13 protein-coding genes are annotated in these 17,384 nt (G+C 60.4%); 9 read left to right on the plus strand and 4 right to left on the minus strand.

Annotated features, from left to right (window positions below):
* Positions 1-232 precede the first annotated feature (232 nt).
* From guaA to C1878_RS03110, 4 genes are all read left to right on the plus strand, one after another.
* Positions 233-1,828 carry a glutamine-hydrolyzing GMP synthase gene (guaA, locus tag C1878_RS03090; RefSeq protein WP_114600247.1) on the plus strand — a complete coding sequence of 532 codons (1,596 nt, stop codon included), beginning with the start codon at positions 233-235 and terminating at the stop codon, positions 1,826-1,828.
* 1,084 nt (positions 1,829-2,912) lie between these two features.
* Positions 2,913-4,712: an N-6 DNA methylase gene (locus tag C1878_RS03100; protein WP_114600249.1), complete on the plus strand. Its 1,800-nt coding sequence runs from the start codon at positions 2,913-2,915 to the stop codon at positions 4,710-4,712.
* Complete coding sequence (locus tag C1878_RS03105) at positions 4,712-6,175, plus strand: hypothetical protein (protein WP_199519276.1); 1,464 nt, start codon at positions 4,712-4,714, stop codon at positions 6,173-6,175. Before C1878_RS03100 ends, C1878_RS03105 begins: the two co-directional genes overlap by 1 nt.
* Before the next feature lie 284 nt (positions 6,176-6,459).
* Positions 6,460-6,879, plus strand: a complete 420-nt coding sequence (locus tag C1878_RS03110) for a peptide deformylase (RefSeq protein WP_114600250.1) — start codon at positions 6,460-6,462, stop codon at positions 6,877-6,879.
* 465 nt (positions 6,880-7,344) lie between these two features.
* On the opposite strand, the gene C1878_RS03115 is transcribed toward C1878_RS03110, so the two are convergent.
* Positions 7,345-8,169, minus strand: a complete 825-nt coding sequence (locus C1878_RS03115) for an ADP-ribosylglycohydrolase family protein (protein ID WP_114600251.1) — start codon at positions 8,167-8,169, stop codon at positions 7,345-7,347.
* A 78-nt stretch (positions 8,170-8,247) separates the two neighbouring features.
* Positions 8,248-8,496 carry a hypothetical protein gene (locus C1878_RS03120; RefSeq protein WP_147272896.1) on the minus strand — a complete coding sequence of 83 codons (249 nt, stop codon included), beginning with the start codon at positions 8,494-8,496 and terminating at the stop codon, positions 8,248-8,250.
* 534 nt (positions 8,497-9,030) lie between these two features.
* Between C1878_RS03120 and C1878_RS03125 the strand changes: the two genes are divergently transcribed.
* The 5 genes from C1878_RS03125 to C1878_RS03145 all read left to right on the plus strand — a co-directional run bounded on the left by C1878_RS03125 (position 9,031) and on the right by C1878_RS03145 (position 15,233).
* Positions 9,031-11,142, plus strand: coding sequence for a UvrD-helicase domain-containing protein (locus C1878_RS03125; RefSeq protein ID WP_241963596.1), 2,112 nt, complete (start codon positions 9,031-9,033; stop codon positions 11,140-11,142).
* Positions 11,143-11,227: 85 nt separating this feature from the next.
* Complete coding sequence (locus tag C1878_RS03130) at positions 11,228-12,580, plus strand: Na+/H+ antiporter NhaC family protein (protein WP_114600253.1); 1,353 nt, start codon at positions 11,228-11,230, stop codon at positions 12,578-12,580.
* A 130-nt stretch (positions 12,581-12,710) separates the two neighbouring features.
* Complete coding sequence (locus C1878_RS03135; protein WP_114600254.1) at positions 12,711-14,135, plus strand: amidophosphoribosyltransferase; 1,425 nt, start codon at positions 12,711-12,713, stop codon at positions 14,133-14,135.
* Between the two features lie 122 nt (positions 14,136-14,257).
* Positions 14,258-14,788: an RNA 2',3'-cyclic phosphodiesterase gene (thpR, locus tag C1878_RS03140; RefSeq protein ID WP_114600255.1), complete on the plus strand. Its 531-nt coding sequence runs from the start codon at positions 14,258-14,260 to the stop codon at positions 14,786-14,788.
* A gap of 202 nt (positions 14,789-14,990) precedes the next feature.
* A complete protein-coding gene (locus C1878_RS03145) occupies positions 14,991-15,233 on the plus strand; it encodes a hypothetical protein (RefSeq protein WP_114600256.1) in 243 nt (80 codons plus the stop codon).
* A gap of 7 nt (positions 15,234-15,240) precedes the next feature.
* On the opposite strand, the gene C1878_RS03150 is transcribed toward C1878_RS03145, so the two are convergent.
* Positions 15,241-16,224, minus strand: coding sequence for a YafY family protein (locus tag C1878_RS03150; RefSeq protein ID WP_114600257.1), 984 nt, complete (start codon positions 16,222-16,224; stop codon positions 15,241-15,243).
* 136 nt (positions 16,225-16,360) lie between these two features.
* A complete protein-coding gene (locus tag C1878_RS03155) occupies positions 16,361-17,350 on the minus strand; it encodes a diaminopimelate dehydrogenase (protein WP_114600258.1) in 990 nt (329 codons plus the stop codon).
* Positions 17,351-17,384: the final 34 nt, after the last annotated feature.

Below are 17,384 nucleotides of genomic sequence, written 5' to 3' on the forward strand. Positions count from 1 at the left end.
CTTTACAAAGCTCGCCACCGACAAGGCAAGATTCGGCAATGTATTAGTATTGTACTCGCATTGTGGCGCAAGAAGAAGGTGGGCGCGAACGAAGGGCGCCCTCGCTCCCTCGTGCAAAACACGTGCAGGACGGTCCTCGAACGCCGGGCCGGTTTTGTTTTCGTGTAAGATGGCACCGAACAAAAGATCGCTGGGCGCTTCCGACTTCCCGCCCGCACTCGAAGGAGCAAACATGGCTGCAGCACCATCCGACCAGAAGGTTATCGTCGTTGATTTCGGGGCCCAGTACGGGCAGCTGATCGCCCGCCGCGTGCGCGACCAGCACGTGTACTCGGAGATCGTCCCGTGCGATGTGAGCGCAGCGGAGGTGCGGGAGCTCGCGCCGGCGGCCATCATCCTGTCGGGCGGACCGGCCAGCGTGTACGCCGAGGACGCGCCGTCCGTCGACCCGGGCATCTTCGAGCTGGGCATTCCGGTGCTGGGCTTCTGCTACGGCCAGCAGATCATGGCCGTGACGTTGGGCGGCTCCGTGGGCCACACAGAGAAGGGCGAGTACGGCGCGGCTTCCCTGACGAGGTGCGACGAGGGCGCATCCAAGCTGTACGGCGAGACGCCCGTCGAGCAGACGGTGTGGATGAGCCACCGCGACGCCGTGGCGCAAGCGCCGGAGGACTTCACGGTGACGGCCTCGACCGACACGTGCCCCATAGCCTCGATGGAATGCGCAGAACGGCGGCTGTACGCGACGCAATTCCATCCTGAAGTGCGCCACACGCCTCATGGCGACGAGCTGCTGAGGAACTTCCTGTTCGACATCTGCGGCCTCGAGCCGTCTTGGACGATGGACTCCATCATCGAGGACTCGGTGGCGGCCATCCGCGAGCAGGTGGGCACGAACCGCGTGATCTTGGGCCTATCGGGTGGCGTGGACTCGTCGGTGGTGGCCGCGCTGTGCGCACGCGCCATCGGCAAGCAGCTCACCTGCGTTTTCGTTAACCACGGCCTGCTGCGCAAGAACGAGCCCGAGGAAGTGGAAGAGGTGTTCACGAAGCAGTTCGACGTGGACTTCGTGCACGTGCACGCCGAGGACCGTTACGCCGCGCTATTGGCCGACGTCGTCGAGCCCGAGCAGAAGCGCCGCATCATCGGCTCGCAGTTCTGGAAGGAGTTCTTCTCCGTCGCGCAGGATCTGGACGGCGTGAAGTTCCTGGCCCAAGGCACCATCTACCCCGACATCATCGAGAGCGGCGCCCGCAAGACCGGCGGAAAAGCAAGCACCATCAAAAGCCACCACAACCTGATTCCCTTCCCCGAGGGTGTGCATTTCGACCTGATCGAGCCGTTGGACCACTTCTTTAAGGACGAGGTGCGCGCGCTGGGCACGGCTTTGGGCCTGCCCGACCACATCGTGCATCGCCAACCTTTCCCGGGACCGGGACTCGCCATCCGCATCATCGGCACGGTGACGCGCGAGAAACTGGAGATCCTGAAGAACGCCGACGCCATCGTCCGCGAGGAACTGGACGCCTACAACGCCCGCATCTTCGAGGAAACCGGTGACCGCAACAGCGAGCGCAGCGTATGGCAATACTTCGCCGTGCTCCCCGACATCAAAAGCGTCGGTGTCATGGGCGACGAGCGGACGTACGCCTATCCCATCATCCTCCGAGCCGTGGAAAGCTCCGACGCCATGACAGCGGATTGGGCCAAGCTGCCGTACGACGTGCTAGCAAGGGTGTCCGGCCGCATCGTGGCCGAAGTCCCGGGAGTCAACCGGGTCGCTTACGACATCACCAGTAAGCCCCCCGCGACAATCGAATGGGAATAGAGTAGTGGTTTTATCCTTATTAGCACCCTTTATCAGGCGTAGCATGGAGTGCCGCCTAATCCACAAACAGGAACAAATCGCCCGCAATATCTGAGAATAAATAAGAATCGATACTCTGAGGCAAGCGCAATACGGGGGTATTTTTATGCCTTTCGAACTGCGGATTTTATCTCCATGCGTCACCTTGTCATTCCACGGGAGCATACTAGGTAACAAGAGGCACCAAAGCATGGACGAGTGGTTTGCACCAATTATTCCCAAAAGGGTTCCAAGAGGGCGATTTTTCGCTTCATTAGTAGTCACTTAGTAGGCACTTGGTAGGCGCTCCTGTTTTCTAGACCGTCGAAAACATGTTTACACGGGTCGATACTTACGAATGAATTTCAGAAAAAAGTCGCGAAAACGTCTGTTTCAAGGTTTTGAGACGGGCTTTCGCACACCTTCAATTATTCCCTTGATTCCTTCGAAACAGCGGAATCCGCCTCTCCGACACGGGAAATAGTTGCAAGAACGGTCGGGAACAGGCCCGGAAATAGATGCGCGCAAATGAAAAGGAGCCCCACGGGGCCCCACACGAAGGGGCTGGCGATCGAGAAGCTTGCTACATCTTGAAGCAGACTTTCCAGGACTCGTACTCCTCCTCGGAGATCACGCCGCTAGCGATCTGCTCCGCCATATCCTGCCAGGTCTTGATCGCCTGGGCCGTCTGTGGGCTCCGGGCGCGCGCTTGTCCACCTTCGCGGCTCCTCAAACGCGCCGCGATCATCCACCTGGCCAGCAATCCCAACCTCGCAGACGCCCCCGTCAAGTTCGGCTATTTGCAATGCTGGCCATCGGCGAGAGCCGGACGACGATTCGCCACCATCGCGGTTGCTGAGCTATAATTTGATCTAGCGCCTCCTGAGGCGTCCACCGCCCCAGTCCTACAGGGTCATGGCGGTCTTTTGGTTCTTCTTTGAACAGTATAGATGCCCCGTTATTCTGATTGCAATGACTACAATGCCGGTCTTCGACTTCTTGCATCGAGATCAATTGATAAATGTATAATGATTTGATTTGATTGACGTCGACATAAGGGCTAGATATGGCTGATACCGAAGATAGAATCCAGGACTACATTTCTGGACAACTCGTAAAAAATACCCCGGAAGAATCGGAAGCGGTACAACCGTTCTCAAAAATCTTAGTTGAGGATTACGGCTATCCCAAATCGCATGTTCAAACCAGACCCCAGTGGAGGGTAAAGGTTCGCCCATCAGACACAAAAAAGGAATACCCCGTTGATATCGCCGTCTTCTCGGGTGAGCAGCACAATGACGAATCCTTATACATTGTCGTCGAGTGCAAGAAGAAAAACAGGAAGGACGGAAAAACCCAGCTTCAAGACTACATGCGCTTGTCAAAAGCCGCTCTTGGCGTTTGGTTCAACGGCAGCGAAAAGATGTACCTAAGAAAAATCGAGCATGACGGCAAAGTTGAGTTCGAAGAAATCCCGAATATTCCCCTTTATGGTGAGAGAATCGAGGATTTAGGAAAGTTTCGTCGAAAGGACCTTCGTACTGCAGAAAATTTGAAAAGTACCTTTAGGGCGATAAGGAACTATCTTGCCGCCAACACTGTCGGCATCACTCGAGATGAGACGTTTGCATCACAGATGATCAATCTCATTTTTTGCAAAATTTACGACGAGCGTTTTACGAAGCCTGATGACATCGTCAGCTTTCGTGCGGGTCTCGACGAAAAACCGGAAGACATTCAAAAACGAATCTTGAAGCTTTTTGCTCAAGTTAAAAAACAGTATAAGGATGTAATCCACGAAGAGGATTCTCTAACGATTGATGCAAAAAGCTTGCGATATATAGTTGGAGAATTGCAGCTTTATAGCCTACAGGAAAGCTCCAGAGATGCCGTAGGGGCAGCTTTCGAGGTATTCATTGGCCCTTCCCTTAAAGGTGGGCAAGGACAATTTTTTACCCCGCGTAATGTCGTGGAAATGGTAGTCAATATTGTCGATCCAGGGCCAGATGACAAAATTCTAGACCCTGCATGTGGAAGCGGCGGATTCTTGGTCGAAACGCTCAGATACGTTTGGCGAAAGACCGAAGAACGCGGCAAAGAACTGAATTGGCCTTATCATGAAATCGAGGCAGAAAAACAAAGGGTTGCTATCAAAAACTTTTTTGGAATCGACAAAGACAGTTTTTTGAGCAAAGTCGCCAAAGCTTATCTTGCCATTCTCGGCGATGGCAGAGGGGGCATCCATTGCGAGAATTCCCTTGATGCTCCCGCAGATTGGTCTTCGGAAACTCAGAATGACATCAAGATTGGAACTTTTGATGTTGTTGTCACCAATCCTCCGTTCGGCAAGAAGCTTTCAATTGATTCAGAGTCAATTCTTGCCAAATACGATCTCGGTCATCGTTGGACAAAGGATGAAAACGATGTTTACCAAAAAGGTAAACGCTATGACAAGCAACCCCCGCAGATTTTGTTTATCGAGAGATGCCTTGATTTGCTCAAGCCGGGCGGCAAGCTAGGCATCGTCCTACTTGAGAGTGTCTTCGGTATGCCGAAATACAGGTATGTCGTTGACTACATACGAAAGCGTGCAAAAATCCTTGCTGTCGTCACACTGCCAGAAGAAGTATTTCAACCTGAAACTCATGCCAAGTGTTGCGTTCTTGTTTGCGAAAAATTTAAGAACGGCGTGACCTTGGAAGAAATTGGCGACTACGACATTTTTATGTGCCAAACCAAATGGTGCGGACATGACAGCAGGGGCAATAAAACCGCAATTTACGATGCGAACGGTAAGGAAATGATACTGGATGATATCCCTTTAGTTGCTGCTCAATACAACGAATTAATGCACGGGGAAAACTAATGCTTTCATTTGCCATCTCTTCAAAAGAGATAAAAGACGACATTTTTATACCGAAATATTACGACACTGAATTGAAGCGAGATTTAGCTGCTTTCAATCAGGGCAGACGCGTCTTCGTTCTTGGCGATCTCATTGATAGCGGTATTGTTGAGGTAAAAACAGGCGATGAAATCGGTAAGATGGCCTACGGAACGGGAGATATTCCGTTTGTACGAACATCAGATATCTCTAATTGGGAGATCAAAGCTATCCCTAAGCAAGGCGTCTCATATGAAATCTATAAACAATATGCTCAAAAACAAGACGTTCGCCCTGGCGACATACTTATGGTGAAGGATGGTTCGTATCTAATCGGAGTAACTTGCTTGGTACAAGAAATGGACTTACCTATCCTGTACCAATCTCATATATTGAAATTTAGGGTCATTGATGACTCCTTAATCTCATCAGAAGAGCTTTTCCTTTCGCTGAATTCTCCGATTGTGCAGAGACAGATACGCTCGTTCCAATTTACAGCGGACATTATCGATACCATCGGAAACAGATATCGTGAAATCGTCATTTCTCTTCCAGATGAGAAAACATCTCAAGGTATCTGTGAAAAGCTAAGGATTCAACAAAGCACGCGTGTAACCAACCGCATGCTCATCAAGCAGTTTCCTAAGCTCATTGAAGATTCCTTAGCAGCAGAAAGCGCACTGCCTTTTCATGAGTTCACTTCCCTTAGTTTTGAGGAGGCGAAGCGCCTGCTTGTCGCCGACACAAGCGCTTTGGAGTTTGGCAACGCTTCGACTTATGTAATGTCGTCCTCTAACGTTGTAGACAATATTTATATTCCAAAGTATTACGACCCATCGATCACCTCTGACCTGAAAAGGCTATCAAGCACATGCGATCTTTTTAGCGTCTCTGATTTAATCTCCAAAAGAATTCTGGAGCTTTCTACCGGCGACGAAATTGGAAAAATGGCCTACGATACCGGAGATATCCCTTTTATCAGGACCACGGATTTCTCAAATTGGGAACTAAAGCACAATGTTAAGCAATGTGTTTCGCAAGAAATATATGACGAATATAAAGACGGCGAAGATGTTATGTCCGGCGATATTCTCCTTGTTCGCGATGGATCGTATTTAATTGGAAGTACATGTTTACTGACTGATAAAGATACTCGAATTCTATTCTGCGGCGGTCTGATTAAAATAAGATGTCTTGACAGAGAATATTTGAATGAAAACCTGCTTATGGCTCTACTGAATAGCTATATCGTGAAGAGGCAGATTCGTGCAAAGCAATTCACCAGAGATATTATCGACACTCTTGGCAATCGTTTTCCCGAAGTTATACTTCCTGTTCCCCGAAAGAAATCTGTCCGAGACCAAATCGCGAACACGGTTCGCGAAATCATGTCAGCAAGAGTATCAGCCCGTGAAACTATCAGGTCTTTGGCGGAATCCTTCTAGTCTGACAAGCTCGAAATGTGAATAGATTTTTTCATAAAAGCCCACGGCGCAAAGTACTACCCAGAAACCGTCGTCCCGACCGCTACTCGGACAGCACTGTCTCACTTTAGGCGCCAATGCGGCCGCATCACGCTCGAGCGATACGAGCTTTCGCCGCATGCTCGTTCGAGAACTGACGCTCCGACCTCGCGTTCCTTCGTGGTAGAATTCTTGCCAAACGAAACCAACGCGGCTCCCAAGGGGGGCGACGTCATGGAAAGAAACCTATTCCTAAGGGGAACATCATGATCAAAGAACTTATAAAAGACGAGGTTATCCTCTCGCAGGTGTGCACCCCTGCCACGGCTGATGACGCGCAGGTGGCAGATGACCTTGTGGAAACGTTGACGTCGATGGAGGGGGCCGCTTGCTTGGCGGCTAACCAGATCGGCTCCGCGACGTGCATCATCGCTTACTTGGACGACGACGATCAGCCGCACGTTATGTACAACCCGCGGCTTTTGCAGGCGCTGGGGGCGTTCAAAGCCGTCGAGGGGTGCCTTTCGCTGGAAGCCGAATCCAAGGTGACGCGCTATGACCGCGTCAAGATCGCTTACGACGAGCTGATCGACGGCGAACTCGTTGCCCGCAAGAAGGACTTCACCGGATGGACGGCGCAGATCATCCAGCACGGCATCGACCACTGCAAGGGCAAGCTGGTCTAAGCCGCATGAGTAAGAGGTCGAATGCTGCCGAGCGTCCTTTGCCGCCCAAACCCAACCGCGTTCCGCGCGCTGGAAGGGGTCCGAACAAGGCGTCGGGTCACAAGGGCGGTATCAGCCGGCAGGGCTCGAAGCGGGGATAGCGCCAGCGAGTCGGCAGTTATCGCGTAACTTCGGAAGCAAGGGCTTGCAGCATGGCGGCATCTCTGCAAATTGAAGAGACTGCATCAAAAACCCTGCCAGAACGCTCTTCGCAGGGTCTGATCTTGCTCTGCCCGTTCAACAAGGCTTGTATTCCCAAGTAGAGCGGGCGGGGTAAGCCCCGCCCCTAAGGAATGACCTCCAGAATGCGTGTTGCGGTGGTTATCGAGACAAGCTCTTTCAGACACACGCCCAAACACAGCTTCGATCCCATTCCGAAAGTCATGAATGCCTTTAGGGGCGCTGGGTCAGCTAGGGTTTCACGCGTCAGAACAGGCATGCCTCGATCAGATCCTTCCTGCGAAGGGTTGCGAGCCACTCTTGTGGGATCGACTCCGCACCGTAGACCATGCCCGCTAAGGCGCCGGCCACGCAGGCGGTCGTGTCGCTGTCGTCGCCCAGATTGACGGCGGCCAGCACGCAGGCGGCGTAATCGTCCGTGTTCAGCAGGCACCATAGCGACGCCTCCAGCGTGTGCACCACGTAGCCGCTCGACTCCACCTCGCAGCGCGGCAACTCGCCCACGCGGCCCACGCGCGAGAATTCCTCGCCCTCAGGCGCGTTGCATTCCACGGCCTCGCGCGCAGGCACGCCGGCAGCGAGGTCGCGTGCGATATGGACGAACGACACGCATGCATCTACGGACACACGATGGGCGTGCGTTACGGCCGATGCCTCGGCGACGTCGCGGTCGCTCGCATCCGCGAACGCCAGCGGCGCGATGCGCATGAGCGATCCGTTGCCGTTGCTTCTTACGTCCACGCACCCCTTCCCCTCGGTGAGCGCCCTGGCCGTGGCGTTGCCGATATCGAAGCAGAAGCCGTCGGGCGTGTATCGTCCGTCGCGCATCCAGTCGCAGAAGCGCCGGCGCAGATCGTCCACGCGTACCTTCCCGCCGCACTCGCGCAGGCTGTCGCAGGTCGCCAGCAGAAGCGACGTGTCGTCCGACCACGTGCCCGCTGGCTGGTCGTGCGCGCCGCCGCCTGCCATGCCCGTGCATGCGAACTCGTCGCGCCGCCGAAACTCGTAGGGCACGCCCAAAGCGTCGCCCACCGCCGCACCGTACACCGCATCCCGCAACGTTCCCGCCATCCGCCGCCTCCGCTCCACCGCACGAGCAAACCCGTGCCCGCCTTCACGAGAAGTATAGCGAAATTCGGCCGGCCCCGTTCAGCGCCGCAGCGGCGGACAGGAGCCCCGAGCGGTCGAGGCGTCGCGACAACGCCCGGACTCCATGAAGCGAACCAACGCCGCGTGCCGGGCGTCGTAGGCGGCCAGCAAATCGGCGACCACCTCGCCCTTTGCTTCGATCGCCTCGAGCATCCTTCTGTCCTCGCCCCGCTTCCATTCCCGGTACCTGGCCATATCGGTCCGATCCTCGTGCAGCTTCTCGATCAGCGGACTGCGCGCGCTCTCCATTCCGGCCACCTTCCCTCCAAACAATGCCCTCTTCTTTCTCTTGCTGGGCAGTATGCCACGGAATGAATTTCCAGCTGTACCGCAAACGGGACAGCTGGACGAAAACCAGCCTGCGGGCCCTCTCCGCCGACTTGGATGAGTGGATCTTCTAGCAGCCCAACGTGCCGTCGAGCTTCTTTGGCGCTGAAGATCCTTCGACTCCGCGCCTACGGCGCTCCGCTCAGGATGACAGGGGGCTTCAGTGTCGCCGCATCGCGCGAACGCTTCAATCGGGTTCGCCTTGCACACTCCCGTGCGAGAATCCGATACAATGCACAGCGATATCTTTGACGCGACGCACGACGGAGAACCCGAGGAGAACCTTTGCAGATCGACTCGAAACAAACGCTCGAAAAACCGCCAACAGGTCAGGCGGCATACCCGACGCCGGACAGCCTGGCCCAAGAACTCGGCGAGAACGTCGGCGCTGGCACCAACGTCGGCACCAGCGCCGCGCCCCCAAGCGAAAGCCCCTCTGACCAGGCCGACGACCCGATCTTCGCCGAAGAGCAGCGCCATCTCTCCGAAACCTACGGCACGCTCCAAGCCATCGGGCGCAACCTCGTGCGGCAGATGGAGAAGGCGCGCCAAGAGGCGGCGGCCGACAAGAAGGCCATGGCGGAGGAGCTGGCGCCCAACCTGGCCACCTACGCCGACGCCATGGAGACCTACGCGGATTTCGCGGCCATGAACCGGGTGATCGACGGCTACAACCTGGCGCAAGATGCCAACGCCGAGGAACTTGCCAAGGTCCAGCTGCTGCTGAAGCAGCCGTACTTCGCGAAGGTGATCCTGCAGTTCAAGCCCGGCCAGGAGCCGAAGGAGCTCTATATCGGCAACGCCGGCATCTCCGACGAGAACTACCGCCGGCTCGTGGTGGACTGGCGCTCCCCCGTCGCGGAGACCTACTACAACCAGGACAACGGCCGCACGTCCTACCAAGCCGACGGGCGCACCATCACGGCCGACCTCAAGCTGCGCCGCCAGTTCGACATCGAGGAGGACCGCCTGCGCGCCTACTTCGACACGAGCGTCGCCATCCAGGACTCGCTCTTGCTCGCGTCGCTCTCCAAGCGGCGCACGGCGCAGATGCAGGCCATCACCGCCACCATCCAAAAGGAGCAGAACCTGGTCGTGCGCCACGAGGACGTGCCCGTGCTGCTGGTGAGCGGCATCGCCGGCAGCGGCAAGACCAGCGTGCTGCTGCAGCGCATAGCCTACCTGTTCTACCAGAACCGGGGTAGCCTGGACCCCTCCGAGGTGTTCCTCGTCACGCCGAACCCGGTGTTCGAACACTACATCGCAGGCGTGCTTCCCGACTTGGGCGAGCGCAACCCCGAAACCCTCACCTGGGACGAGTTCGCGAAAAAGCTGTTGCCGCCCGATCGCGGCAGCGGGGATGTCAACGTGCCCCTCGAGGCGCTGGCGCGCATAGACGACGCCGTCGCCGCCTTCGAGTTCGACGCCAACGACTTCAAGGACATCCGCTGCGCCGACACCCGGCTCGTCTCCGCGGACCAGGTGCGCAAGGTCGCGGCGAAGTTCAGCCGCATCCCGGCTGGCCCGCACCGCGTCACGCTCATGCGCGAGGAACTGCATGCGCGCCTGGAAACCCGCCTCAAGCAGATGGCGGCCACCGACGAAGTGCTCGACGAGCTCTCGGCTCTGGATACGGACGAGCAGCTGCGGATATTCCACGAGCTCATCGCTCCGGCCGACGAACAGGAGGAGCGCGCCCTGGCGCTGCGCTTCCTGACCGACCGCTACGCGAACGCGTTCGAAGCCGTCGAGCGCGACGACTGGCTGCGCATCGACCGCATAGGCATGCGCCTGCTGAACGTGCCCGGCCTCGCGCCCCTTGAATGGCTCTACCTCAAGATGGCGCTCACGGGCCTGGGCAACCCGGATGCGAAGTACGTGATGGTCGACGAGGTGCAGGACTACACCGCCGCGCAGCTCGCCGTGCTGGCGCGCTACTTCAGGCGCGCGCACTTCCTGCTGCTGGGCGACCCGAACCAGGCCATCGCGCCGGACACGGCGTCGTTCGACGACGTGCGCGCCGTGTTCTCGGCTGCACGCGGCCCTGTGGAGGAATGCCATCTCATGACGAGCTACCGTTCCACCCCCGAGATCACCGCGCTGTTCGCGAGCCTGCTCGAGCGCGAGGAGCGGTTGCGCATCTCGTCCATCCAGCGCGCCGACACGGCGCCGACCATCCTCGCGTGCCCCGACGAGGCCCGCTACGTCGCCGAGCTGCGCCGCGCCGTCGAGCAGGCGCGCGGCGAGGAGGGGCTCACGGCCGTCATCGTGCCGTGGAAGCACGAGGCCCGCCGTCTGCAAGCGCTGCTGGGCGATGCGGCACCCGCACTCGTCGGCGAACACGACGAGCTGCCGGACGGCGGCGTGGTGCTCATCACGCTCAAGCTGGCGAAGGGCCTGGAGTTCGACCAGGTGATCGTGCCCGACGCCAGCGCGCGAACGTTCCCCGACGACCCGCTCGCCCGCCGCCGCCTGTACACCACCGTCTCGCGCGCCACCCGCAAGATCACCATCCTCGCCCACGGCGAACTCACGCCGTTGCTGGACGGCAAAGAGGCGCGCACCTGACCGACCGCCGCAAGGGCGGGCTCGTCTCATAACGGTACCCATGCGCGGCGTTCGACGCGCACGACGACAAGAAGGAATGCGAATCATGGAAGAGAAGAACGCGGCCGCCGCCCCCAAGGGCAACGTCAAGGCGCTGCTGCCCATCGGGGTGTTCCTGGTGCTGTACCTGGGACTCGGCATCTTGTTCGAGTACGGCATGGGCATTCCCATGGGCTTCTACAACATCCCCGTCGTGGTGATCTTCCTCGTCGCGCTCTTGGTGGCGTGCTTCCAGAACCGCAAGCTGCCCTTCGACGACAAGCTGTCCATCATGGGCCGCGGCATGGGCGACAAGACCATCGTCACCATGGTGCTCATCTTCATGGTGGCCGGCATCTTCGTGGGCACCGTGGGTCGCGACAGCGCCGAAAGCGTGGCCTACCTGCTGCTTTCCGTCGTTCCCGTGCAGTTCGCCGTGGCGGTGCTGTTCGTGGTGAGCTGCTTCGTGTCGCTGTCGATGGGCACGTCCGTGGGCACCATCACGCTGATCACGCCCATCGCCGTGGCGGTGTCGTCCGCGTCCGGCTTCAGCCTGCCGCTGTGCGTGGCCAGCGTCATGGGCGGCGCCATGTTCGGCGACAACCTCTCGTTCATTTCCGACACCACCATCGCGGCCTGCCAGGGCCAAGGCTGCCAGATGAAGGACAAGTTCCGCGAGAACTTCAAGATCGCCCTGCCGGCGGCGCTCGTGTCGCTCACCATCATCCTCGTGCTGTCGTTCGGCACCGACCTCGGCGGCAGCGTCGTGCACGAGTACGACCTGATCCAGCTCGTCCCCTACCTCATCGTGCTCGTCGGCGGCATCGTCGGCGTGAACGTGTTCGTCGTGCTGTTGCTGGGCATCCTGTCGGGCTCCATCATCATGGTGGCCACGGGCGCCACCGCCGCCACCGACCTGCTGGCCAACATGGGCTCGGGCGCCGCGGGCATGTTCGAGACGACGATGGTGGCGCTCTTGGTGTCGGCCATCTGCGCGCTCATCCGCGAGTACGGCGGGTTCGTGGCGCTGCTGAACGGCATCAAGAGCCTGTTCAAGAGCAAGAAGGGCGGCCAGCTGGGCATGGGCCTGCTCGTGGGCGCCATGGACATCGCCACCGCGAACAACACCGTGGCCATCGTCATCTCGAACCCCATCGCAGCCGACATGGCGAAGACCTACGGCATCACGAAGCGCAAGACGGCATCGCTTTTGGACACGTTCTCGTGCGTGTTCCAGGGCATCCTCCCCTACGGCGCGCAGATGCTCGTGGCCATCTCGGCCGCTGCGGAGCTGGGGCATGCGGTATCGGCGTTCCAGATCATCCCGTTTCTGTTCTACCCGTTCCTGCTGCTGATCAGCTCGCTCGCGTTCATCTTCCTGGTGCCCGAGAAAAAGAGCCCGTCGGCGGCGACCTCGTAGACGCCGCTCGTGCAGCCACTCGTGCAGAAACCGCGAATCGTCGGGCTATCTCTCCCCAACTGCGCACGGGGAGCTTTATACTGATACCTTCGTTGGCACAACAGGCAACAGGCAAGGCGAAAGGCTACCAATGGGCGGATTCTTCGGGGCCGCATCACATCACGATGTGGTGCTGGACGTGTTTTTCGGCGTGGACTACCACTCGCATCTGGGGACGCGGCGTGCGGGCATGATCTTCCACGACAGCGAGGCTGGCTTCCAACGCGAGATCCACTCGATCGAGAACACGCCGTTCCGCACCCGCTTCGAGGACGACCTGCCCGGGTTCCACGGTTGCAGCGGCATCGGCTGCATCAGCGACACCGACCCGCAGCCGCTGCTCGTGCGTTCGCATCTGGGCACGTTCGGCATCACCACCGTGGGCGCCATCAACAACGCCGAACAGCTGGTGAAGGATTACTTCGAGCAAGGCGGCAAGCAGTTCATGGCCATGAGCTCGGGAGCGGTGAACACCACGGAGCTCGTCGCCGCGCTCATCAACCAGAGGGGCAGCTTCGCCGAGGGCATCAAGTTCGCCCAAGAGGTCGTCGAAGGCTCGCTCACGCTGCTCATCATGACCAGCGACGGCCAGATCATCGCAGCGCGCGACAAGGTGGGCCGCCTGCCCGTGCTCATCGGCAAGAACGGCGAGGGCTTCTGCATCTCGTTCGAGTCGTTCGCCTACCACAAGCTGGGCTACGACGACGAGTACGAGCTGGGGCCGGGCGAGATCGTCCGCGTGGACGCCGACGGATACGAGACCATCTCCCCCGCGGGAACCCAAATGAAGATCTGCGCCTTCCTATGGGTGTACTACGGCTACCCCAACTCGAACTACGAAGGCGTGAACGTGGAGGTCATGCGCTACCGCAACGGCGCGATCATGGCCCGCGACGAGGCGGCCGCTGGCGGCGTGCCCGACGTGGACTACGTGGCCGGCGTGCCGGACTCGGGCGTGCCGCACGCCATCGGGTACTCCACCGAGAGCAAGGCCCCCTTCGGCCGCCCGTTCATCAAGTACACCCCCACGTGGCCCCGCTCGTTCATGCCCACGAACCAGGACGTGCGCGACCGCGTGGCCAAGATGAAGCTCATCCCCGTGCCCGAGCTCATCCGCGACAAAAGGCTCATGTTCGTGGACGACTCCATCGTGCGCGGCACGCAGCTGCAGGGAACGGTGAACTACCTGCACGAATGCGGCGCCTCCGAAGTGCACATGCGCTCGGCCTGCCCGCCCATCATGTTCGGCTGCAAGTACCTGAGCTTCTCGCGCAGCCGCTCCGAGATGGAGCTCATCGCCCGCCGCGTGATCCAGGAGCTCGAGGGCGACGAGGGCCAGCAGCACCTGGACGAGTACGCCGACAGCTCCACCGAGCGCGGAGCGTGCATGCTGAAGTCTATCTGCGAGAAGATGGGCTTCGACTCGCTGGGCTACCAGTCGCTCGACGGCATGCTGGAGGCCATCGGCATCGACCGGGAGAAGATCTGCACCTACTGCTGGTCAGGGAAGGAATAGCCCGCCCGGCGCGCCGCGTCAGGCCCGAGGGGCATGCGTTGCCGCCCCTTCCGGATGCCTCGCATACGCGCGTGCGAGCGGCGTAGAAGCCGCGCGCCGGAGCAGTCCTACAGGAGGCCGCCGTGAGAACGTTCGTCGCTTTGCAGCTGCCGGAGGGCTTCGCCTTCGACGTGGCGGCCCTTGCCCGCCACCTGAGCGCCTCGGTCGAAGGCCGCTTCCTGCCGAAGGAGACCTACCACCTGACGCTCGCCTTCCTGGGAGAGATCGACGGGACGGACGTCGCCGCGGCGACCCAGGCCGTCGACGCCGCCTGCGAGGCGGTTCCGCCCATCCCCGTGAGAAGCGACGGCCTGGGCAAGTTCGGGCGCGCGAGCGACGCCACCCTCTGGCTGGGCATCGCGGCCGACCCCGCGCTCATGAACCTTGCCGCCCGGCTCCGCGACGAGCTGTCGGCGCGCGGCCTCGCCTTCGACGAGAAGCCGTTCAAGCCGCATGTGACCCTCGCCCGGCGGGCCCGCATTCCGAAAAGGGACCTGCCGCCGCTCGCGTTCCCGCGCGACGACGAGGCCGTCGCGGTCACGCTGTTCAAAAGCACGCTGGAACGCGAAGGGGCCGTGTACAAGCCCCTGCACACCGTGGAACTCGCCGGCTAGCAGGCGCCTGCCGCAACAGCGAAGTCCGCCGAGAGCGGGCGCGGCGGTATTCGATGCGGCTTTTCTGCCAAGAACCCCCTTTATTATTCCAGCTGTCCCCTTTTCGGTACACATGAACCTGCCTTCGGCGTATATCCTGCACAGCAGCGAGAACGCGCGCCGTGCAAACGCACCGGCGCAAGCCGAGGGAAAGGAAGAGGACATGGGAGAGGCCGCACGCTGGAAAAAGACGGCGACGGAAGCCGTGATCCTGAAGTTCGACCCGAGCGCCGCCTGTCAGGTAAGCGTCGTGCGAACCTCCGCGCCGCGGCACGCGAAGCCCGCTCCCCCGCTTCGTCGCCGCTTGCGGGGCAGCATGTACGGCCTCTCGAAAAGCGAGCTTGCCTGGGCGCGCGGGGCGGGCGTCCTGCTGGCGGCCGTCTCCCTCGCCGTCGTGCTGCTCTAGCCGCTCGCTACTCGTACGCTTCCAGTATTCCCCGCAGGTAGTCCCGGTACTCCCGCGCGAGCGACTTCGGCTTCTCGATGCGCAGGCGGTCGCCGAACTGCGCGAGCCACCCGAAGAACGCGGGGCTCGCAGCGACCGCCACGTAGACGTGCGCGACCCCTTCCCCCGCAGGCAGCGATTCCACGTCTTCGCCAAACCGGTCGATCACCGCGCCCATGGCCTCGTCGGTGGCCAGCAGCGTGGCGCGCACCGGCTCGCCGTCGTACATGCCGAACGCGCGGCTCGCCATCTCCTCCACGTCGAAGCCCGCGACGCGGACGTTCCGGCACGCGGGCTCGCCCGTCACCTCGATCTCGTCCATGCGATCCACGCGGTAGCTGGGGAAGCCGTCGTGCTTCTCGTTGTACGCCACCAGATAGTAGTAGCCGTCGGAGTACACGAGCCGCACGGGCGTCTCCACGTAGCGCGCGCCGCCGTGCTGCATGACCCGCCGCTTCGCCGCGTCGTACTTGAAGTAGAGAAACGATATCTTCCGACGCCGCGCCATGGCCTCTTGGATGCGGTCGACGTTCGCGAACACCGACTCGTTCTGCGTCTTGATGCGCCCCTCCACGTGCAGGCGCTTGTCCAGCAGCTTGCGCTGCCGCGCAGGCGCCAGCCGTTTCACGCTCCGCACGAGCGCGTCGCTTTTGCGCTGCGTGAGGAAGCGGGAGCTCTGCACCGCGTCCACCAACAGCAGCAGCTCCGGAAAGGCGAACTCGCGGCCCACGACGGCGTACTCCACCGGCTGGCGAGAAAGCGTGCGCACGTCCAGGCCGAACTCGCGCAGCGCCTCGAGGTCGCGGTAGACGGACTTGCGCTCGGCCGACACGCCCAGCTCCTCCAACCGCTCGATGAGCTGCGGCATGGTGAGCCCCCGCTCGGCGTCGGTCTCCTCCAGCAGCATCCTCATAAGGTACAGCAGCTTGAGCTTCTGGCGGTTGACCGGCATAGGACGTCCCTTCGATGGCGCGGCATAACGGAACACCAGTGTACCAGCTGTACCTCTTTCGGTACAGAAAGCAAACGGACGGGCCGAAGCCCGTCCGTCGTCAACCGCTTCGCCCTGCCGGGCCGCCCCAGCGCCTCTACAGCATGCTCGCGCGCAGCTCCTCGCCGCTCAGGGGCGACAGGTACGCGGGCGGGATGTCGAACAGCGTCTTGCAGCCCGTCTGCCCCTCGCGGGCAAGGCGGTGCACCGCGCGGGCGCATGCCACGAGCACGCTGCCGGTGAACTCGGGGTTGGAGTCCAGCTTCAGCGAGTACTCCACCACGTGCGCGTGCTCGCCACCCGTCCCCGTCACGCCCGAGCGGATGACCGAGCCGCCGTGCGGAATGCCGGCGTGGTCGCGGTCGAGCTCCTCCTGCGTGACGAACGTCACCGTGGTGTCGTAGTCGGAGAAGTAGTTCGGCATCTCCACGATGGCCTTTTCGATGGCCGCCTTGTCGGCACCCTCCTTCGCCACCACGTAGCATTCGCGCGTGTGCTTCTGACGCGTGGTGAGCTCGGGGTTCTCTCCGGCCCGCACGGCCTCGAGGGCCTCGGGCACGGGCACCGTGTACTGGCGGGCGTCGGCCACGCCCTCGATGCGGCGGATGGCGTCGCTGTGCCCCTGCGAGACGCCGCGCCCCCAGAACGTGTAGTCGCGCCCTTCGGGCAGGATGCTGTTCGCGTACAGGCGCGCGAGCGAAAACATGCCCGGATCCCAGCCGGCCGAGATCACGGCCACCTTGCCACCTGCCTTCGCCTCCACGTCCACGTTCGCGAAGTGGACGGGGATGTTCGCGTGGGTGTCGAACGAGTCCACCACGTTGAACAGGCTCGCGCACGCCGGCGTCTGCTCGGGCAGGTCGCTCGCGCTGCCGCCGCACAGAACGAGCACGTCCACGTCGTCCGCATGGGCCGCCAAGTCGTCGGCGGCGTGCACGGCCACGCCCTCGGTCAAAGGCTTCACGGTCGCCGGGTCGCGCCGCGTGAACAGCGCCGCGAACTCCATGTCGTCGTTCTGCCGGCAGGCCAGCTCCACGCCCCTGCCCAAGTTCCCGTAACCCAAAATGCCGATGCGCGTTTTCGCCATGTGCAGCCTCCTGTTGCGATGGTGTCGGTTTTTC

The organism is Gordonibacter sp. 28C, from assembly GCF_003339845.1.
Classification (GTDB): domain Bacteria; phylum Actinomycetota; class Coriobacteriia; order Coriobacteriales; family Eggerthellaceae; genus Gordonibacter.